At 45.8% G+C, this 18,602-nt stretch carries 13 protein-coding genes; 11 read left to right on the forward strand and 2 right to left on the reverse strand.

What is annotated here, in order from left to right; genetic code table 11:
• Nucleotides 1-7: 7 nt before the first annotated feature.
• From DWX61_RS01725 to DWX61_RS01740, 4 genes are all read left to right on the forward strand, one after another.
• Nucleotides 8-2,323: an ABC transporter permease gene (locus DWX61_RS01725; RefSeq protein ID WP_118623455.1), complete on the forward strand. Its 2,316-nt coding sequence runs from the start codon at nt 8-10 to the stop codon at nt 2,321-2,323.
• Between the two features lie 265 nt (nt 2,324-2,588).
• Nucleotides 2,589-2,966 (forward strand): diacylglycerol kinase family protein, encoded by a 378-nt coding sequence (locus DWX61_RS01730; protein WP_118513239.1) that lies wholly within the window; start codon nt 2,589-2,591, stop codon nt 2,964-2,966.
• 94 nt (nt 2,967-3,060) lie between these two features.
• Nucleotides 3,061-3,492 carry a phasin family protein gene (locus DWX61_RS01735; protein WP_280520113.1) on the forward strand — a complete coding sequence of 144 codons (432 nt, stop codon included), beginning with the start codon at nt 3,061-3,063 and terminating at the stop codon, nt 3,490-3,492.
• Between the two features lie 141 nt (nt 3,493-3,633).
• Nucleotides 3,634-5,232, forward strand: coding sequence for an ABC1 kinase family protein (locus DWX61_RS01740; protein ID WP_118623457.1), 1,599 nt, complete (start codon nt 3,634-3,636; stop codon nt 5,230-5,232).
• 136 nt (nt 5,233-5,368) lie between these two features.
• Here the strand turns inward: DWX61_RS01740 and DWX61_RS01745 are convergent, their stop codons facing one another.
• The gene (locus tag DWX61_RS01745; RefSeq protein WP_118623459.1) at nt 5,369-6,196 is read right to left on the reverse strand and encodes an AraC family transcriptional regulator; all 828 of its coding nucleotides are present in this window, start codon (nt 6,194-6,196) and stop codon (nt 5,369-5,371) included.
• Between the two features lie 690 nt (nt 6,197-6,886).
• Here DWX61_RS01745 and DWX61_RS01750 point away from each other — a divergent pair.
• A complete protein-coding gene (locus DWX61_RS01750; protein ID WP_118623461.1) occupies nt 6,887-8,413 on the forward strand; it encodes a glycoside hydrolase family 31 protein in 1,527 nt (508 codons plus the stop codon).
• 620 nt (nt 8,414-9,033) lie between these two features.
• On the opposite strand, the gene DWX61_RS01760 is transcribed toward DWX61_RS01750, so the two are convergent.
• Nucleotides 9,034-9,678, reverse strand: a complete 645-nt coding sequence (locus DWX61_RS01760) for a YesL family protein (protein WP_118623465.1) — start codon at nt 9,676-9,678, stop codon at nt 9,034-9,036.
• 594 nt (nt 9,679-10,272) lie between these two features.
• On the opposite strand from DWX61_RS01760, the gene DWX61_RS01765 reads away from it, so the two are divergent.
• From DWX61_RS01765 to DWX61_RS01790, 6 genes are all read left to right on the forward strand, one after another.
• Entirely contained in the window at nt 10,273-11,526 is a 1,254-nt protein-coding gene (locus tag DWX61_RS01765; RefSeq protein ID WP_118623467.1) for an ABC transporter substrate-binding protein, read from the forward strand.
• A gap of 99 nt (nt 11,527-11,625) precedes the next feature.
• On the forward strand, nt 11,626-12,528 hold the full coding sequence (locus tag DWX61_RS01770; protein ID WP_118513233.1) for a carbohydrate ABC transporter permease: 903 nt from the start codon (nt 11,626-11,628) through the stop codon (nt 12,526-12,528).
• A 24-nt stretch (nt 12,529-12,552) separates the two neighbouring features.
• Nucleotides 12,553-13,383 (forward strand): carbohydrate ABC transporter permease, encoded by an 831-nt coding sequence (locus DWX61_RS01775; protein ID WP_353615808.1) that lies wholly within the window; start codon nt 12,553-12,555, stop codon nt 13,381-13,383.
• A gap of 180 nt (nt 13,384-13,563) precedes the next feature.
• A complete protein-coding gene (locus tag DWX61_RS01780; RefSeq protein WP_118623469.1) occupies nt 13,564-15,783 on the forward strand; it encodes an alpha-galactosidase in 2,220 nt (739 codons plus the stop codon).
• A 150-nt stretch (nt 15,784-15,933) separates the two neighbouring features.
• Nucleotides 15,934-16,854: an AraC family transcriptional regulator gene (locus DWX61_RS01785; RefSeq protein ID WP_118623471.1), complete on the forward strand. Its 921-nt coding sequence runs from the start codon at nt 15,934-15,936 to the stop codon at nt 16,852-16,854.
• Nucleotides 16,855-17,118: 264 nt separating this feature from the next.
• A complete protein-coding gene (locus DWX61_RS01790; RefSeq protein WP_118623473.1) occupies nt 17,119-18,444 on the forward strand; it encodes an alpha-glucosidase/alpha-galactosidase in 1,326 nt (441 codons plus the stop codon).
• Nucleotides 18,445-18,602: the final 158 nt, after the last annotated feature.

Below are 18,602 nucleotides of genomic sequence, written 5' to 3' on the forward strand. Positions count from 1 at the left end.
GGGCATTATGAAGAATCCTTTACGTAAGCGTATCCCCAGGGAACTGAAGGGGGAATTTGGAAAATATCTGGTGGTCTTTCTGCTGATGGTACTGACCATAGGTTTTGTATCCGGCTTCCTGGTAGCCGATGGAAGCATGCTGAAGGCCTATGATGAAAGCTTTGACAAATATAACATCGAAAACGGAAATTTCCGTACTGCGGAGAAGATTTACAGTTCTCAGTGGAAGGACATTGAAGCGGCCGGTGTTAAGCTTTACGAGAATTACTATATAGAAGAAGATCTGGATAACGGAAGCACCATGCGTTTCTTTAAAAATCGTGAGAAGGTGAATAAGGTCTGCCTGATGAAAGGAGAAATGCCGTCAGGGCAGGGCGAGATCGCCATTGACCGTATGTATGCGGATAACAACAGTCTTAAGGTAGGAGATATCCTGACCAGGGGTGAAAAATCCTGGAAGATCACAGGCCTTGTGGCACTTTCGGATTACAGTGCTCTGTTTCAGAATAATAACGATTCCATGTTTGATTCTGTAAAGTTTGGTGTGGCAATCGTAGCTCCGGAGGAATTTGCAACTCTGGATCAGGAAAAGCTCCGGTATAATTATGCCTGGATCTACGCTCATCAGCCAAAGGACGAAAAAGAGGAGAAGAAGGTTTCCGAGGATCTCGTGGAAGATATTGGCAAAGTGGTAACTCTGGAGGCTTTTGTCCCACGTTATCTTAACCAGGCGATCATGTTTACCGGTGATGATATGGGCGGAGACAGGGCAATGGTCATCACGCTTCTTTATATTGTGATCGTGATAATGGCGTTTGTGTTTGGCATTACCATCAGCAATACGATCCGAAAGGAAGCCGGTGTTATCGGTACGTTACGTGCATCCGGTTATACCAGGCGTGAGCTGATCCTTCATTATATGATGCTTCCGGTTCTGGTCACGCTGGTCGGTGCCCTGATCGGAAATATTCTTGGCTATACCGTATTTAAGGGGGTATGTGCAGACATGTATTACGGGAGCTATAGTCTGCCGACTTATGTGACGGTATGGAATGCAGATGCCTTTCTTCTGACAACCATAGTTCCGGTCATCATTATGATACTGATCGATCATGCAGTGCTCTGGTACCGTCTGAAGCTTTCGCCTCTGAAACTTCTGAGAAGGGATTTTTCCAGAAACAAACAGAAACGGGCGGTGTATTTAAGCCCGAAGATCGGAATTTTTTCCAGGTTTCGCCTCCGGGTGATCTTTCAGAATATCAGCAATTATCTGGTGCTGTTTGTGGGAGTTGTTTTTGCCAATCTGCTGCTGTTTTTTGGAATGCTCTTGCCGTCTGCTCTGGATCATTATCAGATGGAGATCCAGGAGAACATGCTGGCAAAATATCAGTACATACTTTCGGTTCCGGCAAGTGCCTATTCAGGGAATAAAGCGGATGCCATGAATTCTCTTCTGGAATATTATACGGATACCAGAACGGACAATAAAGATGCGGAAAAATTTTCTGTCTATTCCCTGAATACCATGCCTGATAAATATAAAAGTGAGGAGATCACCTTTTACGGGGTGGAGCTGGATAGTAAATATATCCATGCGGATCTTTCAGGAGACGGCGTTTATATTTCTAGTGCTTATGCGGACAAATTCCGGATCAAGGAGGGGGATACCATAACTCTGAAGGAAAAATATGAGAAGGATGAGTATTCCTTTAAAGTAGACGGAATCTATGATTATACGGCAAGCCTCTGTGTATTTATGGAGCGTGATAAGCTGAATGAGGCGTTTGATCTTGGGGATGATTATTTTGGAGGATATTTTTCCGATACAGAGATCAGGGATATCCCTTCAAAATATATCGGTTCTGTCATTGACCTGGAAGCTCTTACAAAAATATCCAGGCAGCTGGATGTTTCCATGGGAGATATGATGGGAATGATGTATGGATTTTCCGTGACCATTTTTCTGGTGGTGATCTATCTGCTTTCCAAGGTTATCATCGAAAAAAATGCCCAGTCGATTTCCATGACCAAGATTCTGGGTTATACAAATGGTGAGATCAGCCGTTTGTATATACTTTCTACATCACTTGTGGTGGTGTTCTGCCTGCTGTTAAGCCTTCCGGTTGAACGGCAGATCATGGAAATGCTATTCAGAGAGATGATGCTTTCCAGTATTTCGGGATGGATCACTATGTGGGTGGATCCCATGATCTATGTGAAAATGACAGCGATCGGAATCGCAGCTTATGGGGTGGTAGCAGTGCTGGAATTCCGGAGGATCCGTCATGTGCCCATGGATGAAGCACTGAAAAATGTGGAATAATATGTGACATCCGTATATATATCCGGAAAAATAATTCAGGATATCCGGAAATCTTACATAATATGCAACAGGATCAGGAGTATGTGTGGTTTAACTGAATGCGGATGCTTTTATCCGCTCAAACAGTTATCTGTGAATAGCCACATATACTCCTTAAATATTCATAAATTTTTCGGAATACTGGAAATATTACTACAAACTTGTTATAATAATCCCATACTTCCCGTTGGAGGGAATAATTCAAACAGGAAATCAGGTGAGGAACATGGCAGGCAGAAAGAAGGATCCGCTGTATAAAAGCTTCGGATATGCATTTCAGGGGATTTTTACCTGCATCCGCAAGGAAAGAAATATGAAGATCCACTGCATGGTGGCAGCACTTGTGGTGATCGCAGGACTGATCCTTGGGCTTTCCGTGACAGAGTGGTGCATCTGCCTGGGGCTGTTCGGAATGGTGATGGCGCTGGAACTGGTGAATACGGCAGTGGAAGCTGTGGTGGATCTGGTCACAGAGGAACGTCATCCTCTGGCAAAGATCGCCAAGGACACAGCGGCCGGGGCAGTACTGATCGCAGCGATCATGGCAGCAATCGTCGGACTGATCATTTTTGTTCCCAAGGGACTTGTTTTTCTGGGAATATGACAGGAACAGGAAATTTTGTTTCATGACAGGGGCTGGTGTCGGACAGCAGGATGATAGTCGGGCAGCTGCCGGTTTCAGGAAAGGAGAAAACATTATGGAATTAGGTGAAGGACTGAAGAAAATTTTACTGGTGGGTATTGGTACAGCAGCAGTGACAGCAGAGAAATCCAAGGAGATTCTGGATGAGCTGGTAAAAAAAGGTGAGCTTACCGTTGAGCAGGGAAAGGTCCTCAATCAGGAGCTGAAGCACAACATCAAGTCAACAGTTAAGAATGCAGCTGATTCTGTGAAAGAATCCGCAGCCAGAAAGAACGAGCAGGAGGAGCTTAAGGCGACGATCTCCAAGCTCACACCGGAGCAGCTTGCAGCTGTGAAGGCACAGATCGAGAGCATGCAGGCTGAGGCAGCTGCAAAAGAGGAAGAAGTACCTGTAGCAGAGCCTGTTGAGGATGCAGCCACAGAGACTGTTGAAGAAGAGAAAACAGAAGCAGCCGGCGGGAGTGAGGAAGCTCCGGAGGCAGAATAAAAAGAGACTTCTGAGAAAACAGCAGAACTCATGGAAGAAGCCGGACAGAACAAGACGGTGGAACAGAAACAAAAAGGCAGTTTAAGCACAAAGAGGAAGTATGAAAGCTGTCGGAGATTAATAACGTAAACGGAGAATTTTATGGCCAGAGAAGAACAGGAGAAAAAAGAAAAAAGCGGATATGGAGAACGGCTGAGAGAGATCACAGCCGTTCTGAAAAAGCATGCCATTACCCGGGGTGTTTCTCCTGAGAAGCTCCGGCTCATACTGGAAGACCTGGGCCCAACTTATATCAAGTTGGGTCAGATTATGTCCCTGCGTTCCGATATTTTGCCCAAAATATACTGTGATGAGCTGATGAAACTCTGTTCCGATGTGCCGCCCATGCCTTTTTCACAGGTGATAGAAGTTCTGGAGGAATCCATGGGCTGTCCATGGCAGGAGGAATTTCAGCGCATTGATGAGAAGCCCCTTGGAGCTGCATCCATTGCACAGGTGCACCGGGCAACTCTGAAAACAGGGGAAGAGGTTGTGATCAAGGTTCAGCGAAAAGGAATCTATGAGACTATGGCCCGGGATATCGGACTGATGCATAAGGCAGTGCGTCTGATGCCGCCGGTAAGTATCAAAGGCATGGTAGATCTGAACATGGTCTTAAGTGAGCTGTGGACCGTGACCCAGGAGGAGATGAATTTTCTCACAGAGGCAGCCAATATGGCGGAATTTGCGAAGAAGAATAAAGATGTGGCATTTGTGAAGGTGCCTGTTCTTTACCGCGAATATATTTCACCACATGTTCTGGTGATGGAATATATTGACGGCTTTGCGATCAATGACCGGGCAGATCTTCTGGCGAATGGATATGATCTCAATGAGGTCGGAACGAAATATGTGGACAATTTTATCAAGCAGGTGATGGAAGATGGTTTCTTCCATGCAGATCCTCATCCCGGAAATGTACGGATTCAGGAGGGAAAGATCGTCTGGATCGATATGGGGATGATGGGACGGCTTACAGAGCATGACCGTCAGCTGATCGGAGAAGCCATTGAAGGGGTTGCCATGAACAACATCGGTAAGATCCAGGATGCGGTTCTGGCTCTTGGTGATTTTAAGGGAAAGCCGGATTCCAGCAAGCTTTATGAGGATATCCGCGGACTTATGGAGAAATACGGTACTGCGGATATGGGAAATATTGATGTGGCAGAGGTGATGGTGGACCTGATGGAGGTCATGAAGGAGAATAAGATCATGATGCCTCACGGACTGACCATGCTTGCGAGAGGACTGACTCATGTGGAGGGGGTTCTGGCTGAGATCTGCCCGGATATCAATATGACACAGATTGCTGCGGCAAGGCTTAAAGAGCAGTTTTTGAGCAATGGAAACTGGAAGCGTGAGATCAAAAAAGGTGGAAAAAATTTTGCATGGTCCCTGAAACGTGCGGTGGATATTCCTTCTCTGGCGGCGGATTTTCTTCAGGGCTGTATGAAGGGGCAGACGAAGATCAATCTGGATCTTCATGCCTCGGATGATCTGGCGTGGCTTTTGCGGCGGCTGGTGCGGAATATTGTGATGGGGCTGTGGGTGATGGCACTTCTGATCAGTTCCAGTATTATCTGTACTACGGATATGAAGCCGAAGCTGTGGGGAATCCCGGCTCTGGGTGCTTTTGGCTATGTGTTTGCTTTTATCATTGTTTTGTATGTGTTTATCAAGCATTTTTTTTCCGGAAAATAAGAGACGGAGATCATTTGCAGAGTCTGCGTGATGGTTTCCGTCTTTTTTTTGCTGTTATGGAATTGTTTTGGTCTGCTTGTGATTGTGAGCGGTTATCTTTTGGCAGGCAGGGAAATGACGGAGTACAGGTGGCTAGTCAGGGGTAGATGGTTCCGCTGTAGGCTTTGCGGAATTCCTTTGGGGTGTAGCCGGTTCCCTGGCGGAAGTAGTTGCAGAAGGAGGGTGCGTCCCGGAAGCCGCAGGAGAGGGCTGCTTCTGTGATGGTGCAGGTTGAGGAACAGAGGAGCTGGGTTGCCATCTGGAGGCGGTGTTTCAGGAGATATTGTTTTGGGGAGGTGTTTTCGTGTTCCATGAAGATCCGGTAAAGATAGGAACGGTCGATTCCTACGTAGTGTGCCACGTCTGAGATCTGGATGGGGTAGGCATAGTTGTTTCTGATGTATTCGGAGGCTTTCTGAAAGTACAGGTTTGAGATGTCGGTCCTGCTTTCGGAGGGCTTTTTTTGCATGTCGGATAGTATCAGGAGGAGGTTTCCTGCGGAGGCAAGGTCGTTTCCGTTGTTTTCGGAAAAGGTGTCAAGGAGGCTTTGCATGTGGGTGAGGAGGCTGTTTTGGCGGGCGGGTGTTTCGGGGGTGAAGATGGGGGTGTCTGAAAATACGGTTTGTTTCAGGATTTCTTTGCAGGCGGAGCCGTCAAAGCCTGCCCAGGCATAGCTCCAGGGGTCGGAGGTGTCGGCTCGGTAGTAGATGGAGTCCATGGGGCGGATGAGAAAGGCGTCGCCTGCTTTCAGATGGTAGGTGTGGCCGCTGCACTGGTAGATGCCTTTGCCGTGGAAGATCACGTGGAGGAGGTAGTGTGGGCGCATGGCCGGGCCGAAGGAGTGGTTTGGGCCGCAATCTTCCTGACCGCAGAAGTAGACGGAGAGGGTGTGTTGGGTTTTGGGTTCCTGGTGTGTGTTTTTCATTTAGGTGGGCCTCCTGGTTTCTTGGGTTATGCAACAAAAACGCAATTTTGGGTCACAAAATGGGGTGGGATGTTGTATGAGGTGATTATACAATATGGGGGTGGGAAGGGCAAGGGCTGAAGTGGAAGGGATTCGGAGAGGGTGGGGTGGATATGCGGACGCTGGCAAGGCGTGTGCTGTCTGACGCCGAGGCTTCGTCGGGGGCTGGCTTCTAAGCCGCTGAAAATCTGCTAAAAGCGTTTTCCAAAAGTCCGAACTCGCTGCGCTCAAACAGCGAACTTTTGAAAAACAACGCAGATTTCCACCAGCCAAGAATCAGCACCCCTCCTGCAGAGCCGTCGTCAGACAGCACACGCCTTGCCAGCTGGTACTTCCAGCCGGAAGGAGTAAGCAATTGACCGGAAGGAAGTTACAGGTAATAAGAACAAATCGTCTCAACGTTACATCACCAACACCGTAGAATCCATCGCCCCACCAGTACATAAACACATTCCCACAACGTACAACAACTGCGTGCCCGGAAAGGGGGAGCGCGAGGGGGAAAAACGGGCTTCGCTAACTCCGAGTGCTTTCCCCCTCGCAATTTCCTTAGCTTCGAAAAGCTAATAAATTTACATCAATACAAAAAAAATAACCTCAACATTTAAACAAAAAAACATAAATTCATATATAGCAGAAAGGAGTTTTGATATGAAAACAACTATATTAAAAAACGAATTCTGGTATGGCGGCGCAGTCTACGAAGGCTACCGCCAGCCCGTAGGCGCAGACGACATTGTGGACTGGGATTTCCGCGAAAACCCAACCCACAATCAGATCATGCCATTATTCCTTTCCTCGAAAGGCCGTTACATCTGGAGCAACGCAGGTTTTCATATCTCTTTTCAAAAAGGTGAGATCCTGGCGGAAGGTCCGGAATCTATCGTTCTGGAAAACGGCTTCAATGATCTGAGAGGTGCATACCTGGCAGCCATGAAAGCGCATTTTCCATTTCATGAGATCAAACTTTCAGACAGATTTTTCAAAGCACCGGTATATAATTCCTGGATTGAACTTACCTATTATCAGACCCAGGAGAATATCCTGAAATATGCAAAAGGTATTCTGGAAAATGGTTTTCCATCAGGTGTTCTGATGATCGATGATGGCTGGTCTCCTTATTATGGAAGGTGGCAGTTCAGGGGAGATAATTTCAAGGATGCGAAGGCGATGATCAAAGAATTGCATGAGATGGGCTTTTCTGTGATGTTGTGGATCTGTCCGTTTGTTACTCCGGATACGCTGGAGTTTCGGAAGGCCAGGGATAAGCATTTTCTGATTGAGACTCCGGAGGGGAAACCTCGTATCCTGGAGTGGTGGAACGGGTATTCTGCGGCTCTGGATCTGACGAATCCGGATGCTTTGAAGTGGCTGAAGAATCAGCTGGATGTTCTGATGGATATGGGTGTGGATGGTTTTAAACTGGATGCTGGGGATCCGTGTTATTATCATGCTGGGGATAAGCTGTTCCGGGATGCTTCTACGGATGAGCTGTCCAGGCTTTGGGCTGAGTTTGGGGAACAGTTTGTGTTTAATGAGCTGAGGGTATGTTTCAGGGCCGGTGGTTATTCTCTGATGCAGAGGCTTTGTGATAAGCAGACGAAGTGGGATGAGAGTGGTATTGCGGGATTGATTCCGGATACGTTGATACAGGGGCTTACGGGGCATCCTTTTGGCAGCCCGGATATGATCGGTGGTGGTGAGTATACCTGTTTTTTGAATGGAAATGAGAATGCGTGTACGCCGGAGATGTTTGTGCGGTATGCGCAGATTGCGGCTTTGATGCCGGTGATGCAGTTTTCGGCTTCTCCTTGGAGAGTGCTGCCTGAGGCGGATTTTCAGAAGGTTAAGGATGCACTGGCTCTCAGAGAGAAGTGTCTGCCGGAGATTTTCAAGGCTGTAGAGTGTGCGAAAGTTACTGGTGAGCCGATTGCCCGTTCTATGGAGTTTGTTTTCCCTGGACAGGGTATGGAGAGGGTGATGGATCAGTTTATGGTTGGTGATGCGCTTTTGGTGGCGCCTGTTTGGAAGCAGGGGGAGGTTGTCAGAAGTGTGACTTTGCCTGAGGGGCAGTGGAGGTGTGTTAGCCTTGGAGAGACTGAGGGTGATGTACTGAATGGTGGCCGGAATGTGGTTCTTGGTGAGAATGAGGGATTGGTTGTTTTGAAAAGAGTGTAGATGAAATGGACGCCCGCAAGGTGTATGCTGTCTGTCGCCGGGGCTTCGTCGGGGGCTGGTCGGAAGGGGAATCAGATGGGGAGAAGTGGTGGGGTGTGAATTTGGTTCAGAGTGAGAAGCAGAGTGGTTTCACGGGAGTTGGATGGGTCATCAGCGCTGCGCTGGATGACTGGGACGAAAGGCTGAGTTTCCCTGTGGCCTACCGGTAGAGATTGGGTCGAGGCGCTTCACTTTCGACTTGGAGGTGAGGTGGTGTGGCGTGGCGTAACATTATCAGTGCTGTAGCATAAAGAAGCTCAGTGTAATATTACGAATACTGTAGCATAAATATCAGCATCGTAGTAGCATAGACCGTTTCAGCGTAACATTATCAGCATCATAGTAGCATAGATCGGCTTAACATAACATCACCAACACCGTAGAATCCATCGCCGTGCCGATATACTAACACATTCCCACAGCGTACGATAATATAGCGTGCCCGGAAAGGGGGAGCGCGAGGGGGAAAAGCGGGCTTCGCAACTCTGAGTGCTTTCCCCCTCGCAGATTTCCTCCGCTTTGAAAAGCAAAAAAATATCATATCTATAATAACAATAATAACAATTTTCCCAAGCTTTTCATCACAAAAGCGAAATATCCTCCTCCGGAGGAAGCAGCTTCTTAAAAAATCGATACAACAGCATCGAATTTATAAAAGCTACAAGTCCAAATCCAAAGAAAAACCAACAGCATACGTAAAGGGGCTGCAGTTTTGCATCGAGATAGGTCATATACAATGGAAAGATCGTGATCACCGCAATGGCGATCGTTGTGGGGAAGTGCATAAATGCCAGCAGAAATGCATTTCTGCAAAGTGCCCCCAGTGTATTGGCAAAGGTTGCGATCACTGGGAATATGTATAAAGTAAAAATTATCAGCAGAGTGAGAACTCCCACAGAAAGGTAAAACAGCATATGTGCAGCGCTTCCTTCGGCATGGAGCAGAAAGCGGATATTCAGGATGATCACGGCTCCGGCAGCGAGGATCAGCAGCCATATGATCAGTGACTGTTTGAAGTTTTCCTTAAAAGCTCTGAAAAATGTTTTCGTTGTGCCGTTGTTATTCCCTTTTACGGTACGCATCATGCAGTGATAGAGGGCAGTCAGTGACGGCCCGATGGTGATCACGGGGATGCAGCAGAGAATAAAAAGAAGATTGGCGATCACGATGTCGCCCAGTTTGTTGAGGAATACATGAACGACATTATCTTCATTTAAAAGATTCATAACGAAATACCTCCTTATATAGAAATATAGAAATGAAAAACGGACCATATGGGAAAAGTCCGATACAGCTAATCTTAGCATAGTTTTTGATTGTGTGTAAAGAGAGGGGACGCAGATAAGTATCAGCACGGTTTATGGGACTGTATAAAAAAACATGGAACTTTGCGTGCACATGTGAAAATGATGGCACGCATGGAATTATGTTAGGTAAGGGAAAGTGTATTTTTCGGAAAATGACATTTATACATGTTCTAAGTTAGTAAAAACATACAAAAACAGATATGTAAAAATGTTGGTTTTGCTACAAGGAAATAAATGAGTGCCAAAATATGCCCATAAATAGTGAAAAATATGAAAATATATGTAAGAAATACAAGAAAACATGTAAAAATGACGAATAATTAACAAAGCATGAACGAAAAATGGATAAAATGAATAAAAAACAACATTTTTCCATATTGAAATTACAATAATCCATTTATCATTTTTCCATGTGCAATTATAATAATATCAACGGTCAGGGACGTGGAAAAATATAAAAACTGACCAAAGAAAGAGGGAAAATAAGAGAGATCCAAAAAGGAGGAAGAAGTTATGAATTTCAAAAGAGTAGCAGCTTTATTATTAACAGGTGCCATGGTAATGACAGCAGTTCCTGTATATGCCAAGGGCGATGACGTTACACTTTCCGTTTCCATCTGGGACACCAACCAGGAGCCGGGAATCAAAGAAATTCTCGCAGACTTCACAGAGAAGACAGGAATCAAGACAGAGATCTCCGTTGTTAAATGGGATGAGTACTGGACAATGCTCGAGGCCGGTGCACAGGGTGGTTCCCTTCCGGACGTATTCTGGATGCACTCCAACGAGAGTCAGAGATACATGTCCAACGATATGCTTCTTGATCTGACCGATAAGATCAAAGACAGCGATCTGATCGATCCGGAGAACTATCCGGAGGATATCTGGGGACTGTATACATACGATGATAAATATTATGCAGTACCGAAGGATGTAGATACAATCGCTCTCTGGTACAACAAGACATTATTTGACGAGGCAGGACTTGATTATCCGACAGCTGACTGGACATGGGATGATGTTACAGAGGCAGCTAAGAAGCTTACCAAGGATGATGGTTCCCAGTACGGTCTCGCAATGAGAAATGATAACAACCAGGCCGGGTACTACAACCTGATCTATGATAACGGCGGATACATCATCAGTGATGACAAGACAAAATCCGGCTGGGATGATGAGAAGACGATCGCAGCTATGCAGACACTGGAAGGATGGATCAAGGATGGCGTGATCCCGTCTCTTGAGACAATGTCCGAGAACAACGAGGACGTACTTTTCGAGGCTGGCAAGATCGCTATGACATGCCAGGGCTCCTGGATGCTTGCAGCATTTAAAGAGAACGAGTACACAGCAGCGAACTGTGATTGTGTAGAGCTTCCTAAGAACGCTGAGACAGGAAGAAGAGCTTCCTTATATAACGGACTTGGATGGGCAGCATCTGCTTCCGGTGAGCACACAGACGAAGCTTGGCAGCTGATTGAGTACCTCGGATCCAAAGAGGCTCAGGAGAAACAGGCTGAACTTGGTGTTACAATGAGTGCATACAAGGATACATCTGATGCATGGGCTAAATCCGCAGACTTCAACCTTCAGGCTTATCTGAACATGATGGATGACATGGTAATCCGTCCATACTCCAAATCTACTGTAACATGGGAGAACGAGGACAACGAGATCCTTAAGGGCGTATACACAGGCGACATCACAATGGAAGAGGCTTGCAAGCAGATGGCTGATCAGATGAACGAGAAGCTGGCTGAGGAGTAAGCATTAAGAAACACCGATAATTAAGTGCAGTAATGAGAGGGGCCGCCGCACTCAGGTGCAGCGGCCTCATACATAGAAGGAATAGAAGGAGTGATTCTTATGGCTAAAACTACCAAGTCACAGGCACGGACAAAGAGAGAGCGCAGTGAGTTCCTCTGGGGCTGGCTGTTTATTCTCCCAACAACCATCGGACTGATCGTATTGAACATCATTCCGATCTTCCAGACTATTTACCAGAGCTTTTTCAAAACAGGAGATTTTGGTAAAGGAAATATCTTTATCGGTTTACAGAACTACCAGAAGGTTTTTGCAGATAAAGAGATCTGGCAGGCACTGATCAACACATTCAAATATGCGATCGTGGAGGTCCCTTTTTCCATTGTCATCGCACTTGTTCTTGCAGTACTTCTTAACAGAAAGATGAAGGGCCGTTCTATTTACAGAACCATCATCTTCCTTCCGATGGTAGCAGCTCCGGCAGCGGTAGCCATGGTATGGAGATGGCTGTTCAACTCTGATTATGGTCTTATCAATAACGTTTTCCATGTTCATGTAAACTGGGTTTCTAATCCGAAAATTGCAGTATTTGCAGTTGCGATCATCGGTGTATGGTCTATCATCGGTTACAATATGGTTCTTTTTCTGGCAGGACTTCAGGAAATTCCGAGGGATTATTATGAAGCGGCAGAGATTGACGGAGCTACAGGTGTGAATGCATTCTTCAGCATTACGATCCCGCTTCTTTCACCAACCATTTTCTTCGTACTTGTTACCCGTGTGATCGGATCCCTTCAGGTATTCGACCTGATCTATATGGTTATTGACAAGTCAAACCCGGCACTTACCAAGACTCAGTCACTGGTTTACCTGTTCTATAAATATGCATTTATCAATAAGAACATGGGATACGGCGCTACGATCGTAGTAGTACTTCTTATTATCACCATGATCCTGACAGTATTCCAGATGATCGGTCAGAAGAAATGGGTATTCTACAACTAAAAAGGGGGATTAACCATGGATAGTATGGAAACAAAAAAGAAATTAACCACTATTTTAATACATGTCATACTGATCATTGTGTCCATAACGATGCTTGTGCCATTTATCTGGATGATCCTGACAGCTTTTAAAACTGTAACTGAAGCAACATCTGTAGATCCTTTCACTATTTTCCCGAAAATATGGAGAAAAGACGCATTTATTTCTGTTATCAATAACATGAACTTCCTGCTTCTGTACAAGAATACACTGCTTCTGATCTTCTTCCGAGTAGTGTGTGCGGTTCTTACAGCAACTATGGCAGGCTATGCATTTGGACGACTGAACTTCAAGGGCCGTGATCTCTGCTTCAGTCTTGTACTGTTCCAGATGATGGTTCCGGTACAGATTTTCATCATCCCGCAGTACCTGATGGTCAGCAAGATGGGTATGCTGAATACGATCTTTGCCCTTGTATTCCCAGGTATTGTTACTGCATTCGGTACTTTCCTTCTGAGACAGGGATACATGGGACTGCCGAAGGATCTGGAGGAGGCTGCCAGACTTGACGGATGTAACATCGGTCAGACCTTCCTTTACATCATGGCACCACTTACAAGATCCAGTATGGTCGCACTTGGAATTTTCACAGCTGTATTCGCATTCAAAGACCTGATGTGGCCGATGATCGTTAATACAGATAAGGATATGCTGGTACTTTCTTCCGCACTTGCAAAGATGCAGGGCCAGTACGTATCCAAATTCCCGGAACTGATGGCTGCATCTCTGATCGCCTGCATTCCGATGATCGTGATCTACATGATCTTCCAGAAACAGTTTATCGAAGGTATTGCTACCAGCGGTGGAAAACTGTAATCAGAAATATTACATAAGGTAATACAAGACCGCTGACAATGTATATAACTGAGGATTTGGTTATTGAGGTTGTCAGCGGTATTTTTATCGAAGCAAATGCCAAAATGCACAGCTATTTGATGATTCTTAAGGAAAGAGGCGGATATTTTTATCTGCAGTAAATGAAAAAAGGAGAAAATTATGCCGATTAAATTTCACGAGGGATCAAAGACATTCCACATTTATAACAAACATTTAAGCTACATCACCTGTATCATGGAAAATGGTCAGATGGAGAATCTGTACTATGGAAAAGCTATCCGCGATAAAGAGGATTTCAGTTATCTTCATGAAGAGATCATGCGTTCCCTGATGGCTGTATGCGTTCCGGAGCCAGGACTTCTTTCCATGCAGTATACCAAACAGGAGTATCCTGTTTACGGAACCGGTGATTATAGAAACCCTGCCCTTACTGTTCGTCAGGAGAACGGAAGCGAGATCGTAGATTTCAAATATGTTTCTCATGAGATCTATGGCGGCAAGAAGAAGCTTGCAGGTCTTCCGGCAACTTATACAGAAAGTGATGAGGAAGCAACATCTCTGGATATCACACTTCATGATTCTGTGATGGACACAGACCTTGTTCTTACATATTCCGTATATGAGGATTACCCGGTGATCACCAGAAGCGCACGCCTTGTTCAGAAAGGGGATCAGAAGATCCGCCTTGAGAATGTGATGAGTGCAGCAGTGGAGTTTCCGGATATGGATTATGAGATGATCCATCTTTCCGGTGCGTGGGCACGTGAGCGCTATGTAAAAACACGTAAACTTGAGATGGGTACACAGGCTGTACAGAGTCTTGCAGGAACCGGTTCCAGCTCTGAGCAGAATCCGTTTATCGCACTGAAGCGTCCTCATACAACAGAAGACACAGGCGAGGTTTTTGGATTCAGCTTTGTGTACAGCGGCAACTTCCTTGCACAGGTCGAGGTTTCCACCTACGAGATGACACGAGTTATGATGGGAATCAATCCACAGGGATTTTCCTGGGAGCTTTCCAGAGATGAGGAATTCCAGACTCCGGAGGTTGTTATGGTATACAGTGATAAGGGCTTAAACGGAATGAGCCAGGCTTACCACAGACTGTACTGTGACCGTCTGATGCGTGGAAAATGGAGAAATCATGCACGCCCGATCCTCCTCAATAACTGGGAAGCGACCTATTTTGATTTTAATGAGGAAAAAATCCTCAATATTGCAAAAAAAGCCAAAGAGGTTGGAGTAGAGCTGTTCGTTCTGGATGACGGATGGTTCGGAACCAGAAACGATGATTACCAGGGCCTTGGCGACTGGTTCGTAAATAAGAATAAGCTTCCGAACGGAATTTCCGGACTTTCCCGTAAGATCGAGGAGATGGGCCTGAAATTCGGTCTCTGGGTAGAGCTTGAGATGGTAAATAAGAACAGTGACTGCTACAGAGCACATCCGGACTGGCTCATCGGAGCACCGGACCGTTTTGAGTCTCACTCAAGACATCAGCACGTTCTTGATTTTTCCAGACCTGAGGTTGTGGATTTCATTTATGATTCCATCTCCAAGGTTATCGAGGAATCTTCCATTTCCTACATTAAATGGGATATGAACCGTTATATGTCTGAGCCTTTCAGCCGCGGCGCATCTGCAGCAGATCAGGGCAAGACTATGCATAAATATATCCTTGGTGTTTATGAGCTGTATACAAGACTGACAGAGAGATTCCCTGACATCCTCTTTGAATCCTGCGCAAGCGGCGGAGCAAGATTTGATCCGGGAATGCTGTATTTTGCACCGCAGACATGGACCAGTGATGATACCGATGCAGCTGAGAGAGAAAAGATCCAGTACGGTACCTCCTTTGTCTATCCGATCGTCAGCATGGGATCTCATGTATCAGCAGTACCGAATCATCAGCTGCACCGTACCACACCGCTTTCCACAAGAGCAAATGTGGCATATTTCGGAACCTTTGGCTATGAGCTGGATCTGAACCTCTTAAGTGATGAAGAGATCGAAGAGGTAAAGGCACAGGTGGAATTCATGAAGGAACATCGTGATCTGATCCAGGTGGAGGGTGATTTCTACCGTATCTTAAGCCCGTTCGAAGGAAATGATACTGCATGGATGGTTGTTTCCAGAGACAAAAAACAGGCAGTTGCCGGATACTATGAGAGACTGAACAAGGTAAATGCTTCCTGGATGCGTCTGCGGTTCAAAGGTCTTGACGAGGATCAGCTTTACAAAGTAAAATGGGAAGATAAGTGCCTGAAAGCTTACGGAAATGAGCTGATGTATGCAGGAATCCCGGTTGATCGTGACTACTGCAATAAGACAAACGGTGACTTCCATTCTGTATTGTATACAATTGAAGCAGAGGACTGATTTCTGCAAGTGATGGAATAAAAACTGTCTGTAGAAAAAACATCCGCCTGACCAGAAAAATAACAGGCCGCCGGATATGGCGGTCTGTTATTGGGTGGCGAAGCAGCGCACGGTCGGAAATGTAATATATGACATCAGGGAGGTGGCAAGTTGCTTCATACAGTTGGTTTTACAAACTCAGACAGCTATAAATGTCTGGAGAATTTAAAGAAAGGTGCGGTGGATCTCTGTCTTACTTACTGTGGGTGGGAAAAATGTGATCCGGGATATCGATTTGGACCAAATAAAAGGATCTCCCATGTACTTCATATCGTGGAATCCGGAAGCGGAGTTTTTGAGATGGATGGCTATCAGTATCATCTGACCGGTGGAGAAGCATTTCTGATCCCACCCAGTGTGGAGGCCTGGTATGAGGCAGACATGGACAATCCCTGGACGTACCGCTGGGTAGGATTTGAGGGAATGATTGCCGAGGAAGTGATTCATGTAAGTGGTTTTAGCCGGGAAAATCCGGTCCGAAGGATCCACTGCATGGAAAATGCTGCGAAGTATATTGATGCAATGGTACGGACCAACAAGCTCGTTTTTGAAAATGAGCTGAAACGAAACGGACTTCTGCTGCTTCTTTTTTCTGACCTGATCACAGATAACCGGGATGCATGTTTGAGAGAAGGCAAGCTTCTTCCATCCCACAGATATCCAAATTCCGTTTATGTGGAGCAGGCAGTGGATTACATTGCAGCCAACTTTGACAAGAGGCTGAAGATCAATGAGCTGGCAGACCGCATTGGCGTCAACCGGAGCTATCTTACCAGTTCATTTAAAAAAAGCCTTGGATGCTCGCCGCAGGAATATCTTATGAATCTTCGCATTGAGAAGGCGAAAACTCTTCTGAAAAACGGAGATATTCAGGTCAGTGAAGTAGCTGCAAGAGTAGGGTATGGAGATCCGCTGGCTTTTTCCAAGGTATTCAAGGCAAGAACAGGAAGAAGTCCGAGAGAATACAAGGAAGAAAAGAGAAGACTTGTAGTGAATGGAAAGAAGGGCGATTATACGGAATCTGAGGCCTGATAACTGGCAGTACCTTTTGTTGCTGGCAGATCTTTGCGATAAAAAATAACAACTCTCTGTCTGAATTAGGATATATTTCATGCAACAAAACAACAATTATTGACATCAAAGTACATATTTTAAAGATGCTTCCGGTAGTATCATAAAACCATAATAATAACGAAGCGGGGCTGCGCCGCAGAATCAGCAGAAAATCAGGATTTTTGCCAAGAACAGAAAAATCTGTCACAGAAAAATCCAAAAAGATCAATAGGAGGAACGAACATGATCAAAATTACATTTATGGGAGCAGGAAGCACGGTTTTCGCAAGAAATGTACTTGGTGACTGTATGTGTACACCGGCACTTCGCGAGAGCGAGATCGCACTTTATGATATCGATGAGAAGAGGCTGGAGGATTCCAGAATTATTTTAAGTGCCATCAACCACAACGTAAACGAGGACCGCGCAGTGATCAAGACCTACCTTGGTGCAGAGAACCGTAAAGATGCACTTCGTGATGCAGATTTCGTAGTTAATGCCATCCAGGTAGGCGGCTATGAGCCATGCACCGTAACAGACTTTGAGATCCCGAAGAAATACGGCATCAAACAGACAATCGCAGATACCCTGGGAATCGGCGGAATCATGCGTGCACTTCGTACCATTCCGGTTCTGGAAGAATTTGCGCGCGACATGGAAGAGGTCTGCCCGAACACTCTGTTCCTGAACTACTCCAACCCTATGGCAATGCTTACCGGCTATATGCAGCGTTTCACAAAGATCCGCACGGTAGGTCTCTGCCACAGCGTACAGGTATGTTCCCAGAAGCTTCTTGAGGGAATGGGAATGGAAGACAAGATTGAGGGACGTACTGAGCTGATCGCAGGTATCAACCACATGGCGTGGCTCCTTGAGATCCACGACAAAGACGGAAATGATCTGTATCCGGAGATCCGCAGAATTGCCGAGGAGAAGAATACCTCCGGTGAGAAGCATGAGGACATGGTGCGTTATGAGTATATCCGTCATCTTGGATACTATTGCACAGAGTCCAGTGAGCACAATGCAGAGTATAATCCGTTCTTCATTAAATCCAAATATCCGGAGATGATCGAGGAGTTCAATATTCCGCTCGACGAATATCCGAGAAGATGTATCAAACAGATCGAGGGCTGGGAAAAAGAGCGCGAGGATATCCTCAAGGATGGCAAGATCGGTCATGAGAGAAGTAAAGAGTATGCTTCTTATATCATGGAGGCTGTTGTTACAAACACACCGTACAAGATCGGTGGAAATGTTCTTAACAACGGTTACATTGATAACCTTCCGCCGGATGCCTGCGTAGAGGTTCCATGCTATATCGACGGAACCGGTGTACATCCGGTAAAAGTGGGCAAGCTTCCTACACAGCTGGCAGCTATGAACTCATCCAATGTCAGCCCGCAGCTCCTTGCTATTGAGGCAGCAGTGACCAAAGACCGCCAGAAAATCTATCAGGCAGCCATGATGGACCCGCACACAGGTGCAGAGCTGAACATCAAAGATATCCAGGCAATGTGTGATGAGCTGATCGAGGCACATGGGGATTATATGAAGATGTACCGCTAAGGCAGGAAATGATCGAAAGGCAGCAAAAACTTTGAAATAAATATGCAAGGCGGCATATAAAGGCCGGAACACCAGAATGGGGAGGGTGTTCCGGTCTTTCTTTATATGGAACTTTTGATAAATAATAAAAACAACTTGTTCGTATGTATATACAAGTT

This window comes from Ruminococcus sp. AF20-12LB (assembly GCF_003478985.1).
In the GTDB taxonomy this organism is placed as follows: Bacteria; Bacillota; Clostridia; order Lachnospirales; family Lachnospiraceae; genus Blautia_A.

What these genes read in the sequence shown, in the direction of transcription:
- DWX61_RS01725 (WP_118623455.1), top strand. Translation starts at nt 8, where the DNA reads ATGAAGAATCCTTTACGTAAGCGTATCCCCAGGGAACTGAAGGGGGAA.
- DWX61_RS01730 (WP_118513239.1), top strand. Translation starts at nt 2,589, where the DNA reads ATGGCAGGCAGAAAGAAGGATCCGCTGTATAAAAGCTTCGGATATGCA.
- DWX61_RS01735 (WP_280520113.1), top strand. Translation starts at nt 3,061, where the DNA reads ATGGAATTAGGTGAAGGACTGAAGAAAATTTTACTGGTGGGTATTGGT.
- DWX61_RS01740 (WP_118623457.1), top strand. Translation starts at nt 3,634, where the DNA reads ATGGCCAGAGAAGAACAGGAGAAAAAAGAAAAAAGCGGATATGGAGAA.
- DWX61_RS01745 (WP_118623459.1), bottom strand. Translation starts at nt 6,196, where the DNA reads ATGAAAAACACACACCAGGAACCCAAAACCCAACACACCCTCTCCGTC.
- DWX61_RS01750 (WP_118623461.1), top strand. Translation starts at nt 6,887, where the DNA reads ATGAAAACAACTATATTAAAAAACGAATTCTGGTATGGCGGCGCAGTC.
- DWX61_RS01760 (WP_118623465.1), bottom strand. Translation starts at nt 9,678, where the DNA reads ATGAATCTTTTAAATGAAGATAATGTCGTTCATGTATTCCTCAACAAA.
- DWX61_RS01765 (WP_118623467.1), top strand. Translation starts at nt 10,273, where the DNA reads ATGAATTTCAAAAGAGTAGCAGCTTTATTATTAACAGGTGCCATGGTA.
- DWX61_RS01770 (WP_118513233.1), top strand. Translation starts at nt 11,626, where the DNA reads ATGGCTAAAACTACCAAGTCACAGGCACGGACAAAGAGAGAGCGCAGT.
- DWX61_RS01775 (WP_353615808.1), top strand. Translation starts at nt 12,553, where the DNA reads ATGGAAACAAAAAAGAAATTAACCACTATTTTAATACATGTCATACTG.
- DWX61_RS01780 (WP_118623469.1), top strand. Translation starts at nt 13,564, where the DNA reads ATGCCGATTAAATTTCACGAGGGATCAAAGACATTCCACATTTATAAC.
- DWX61_RS01790 (WP_118623473.1), top strand. Translation starts at nt 17,119, where the DNA reads ATGATCAAAATTACATTTATGGGAGCAGGAAGCACGGTTTTCGCAAGA.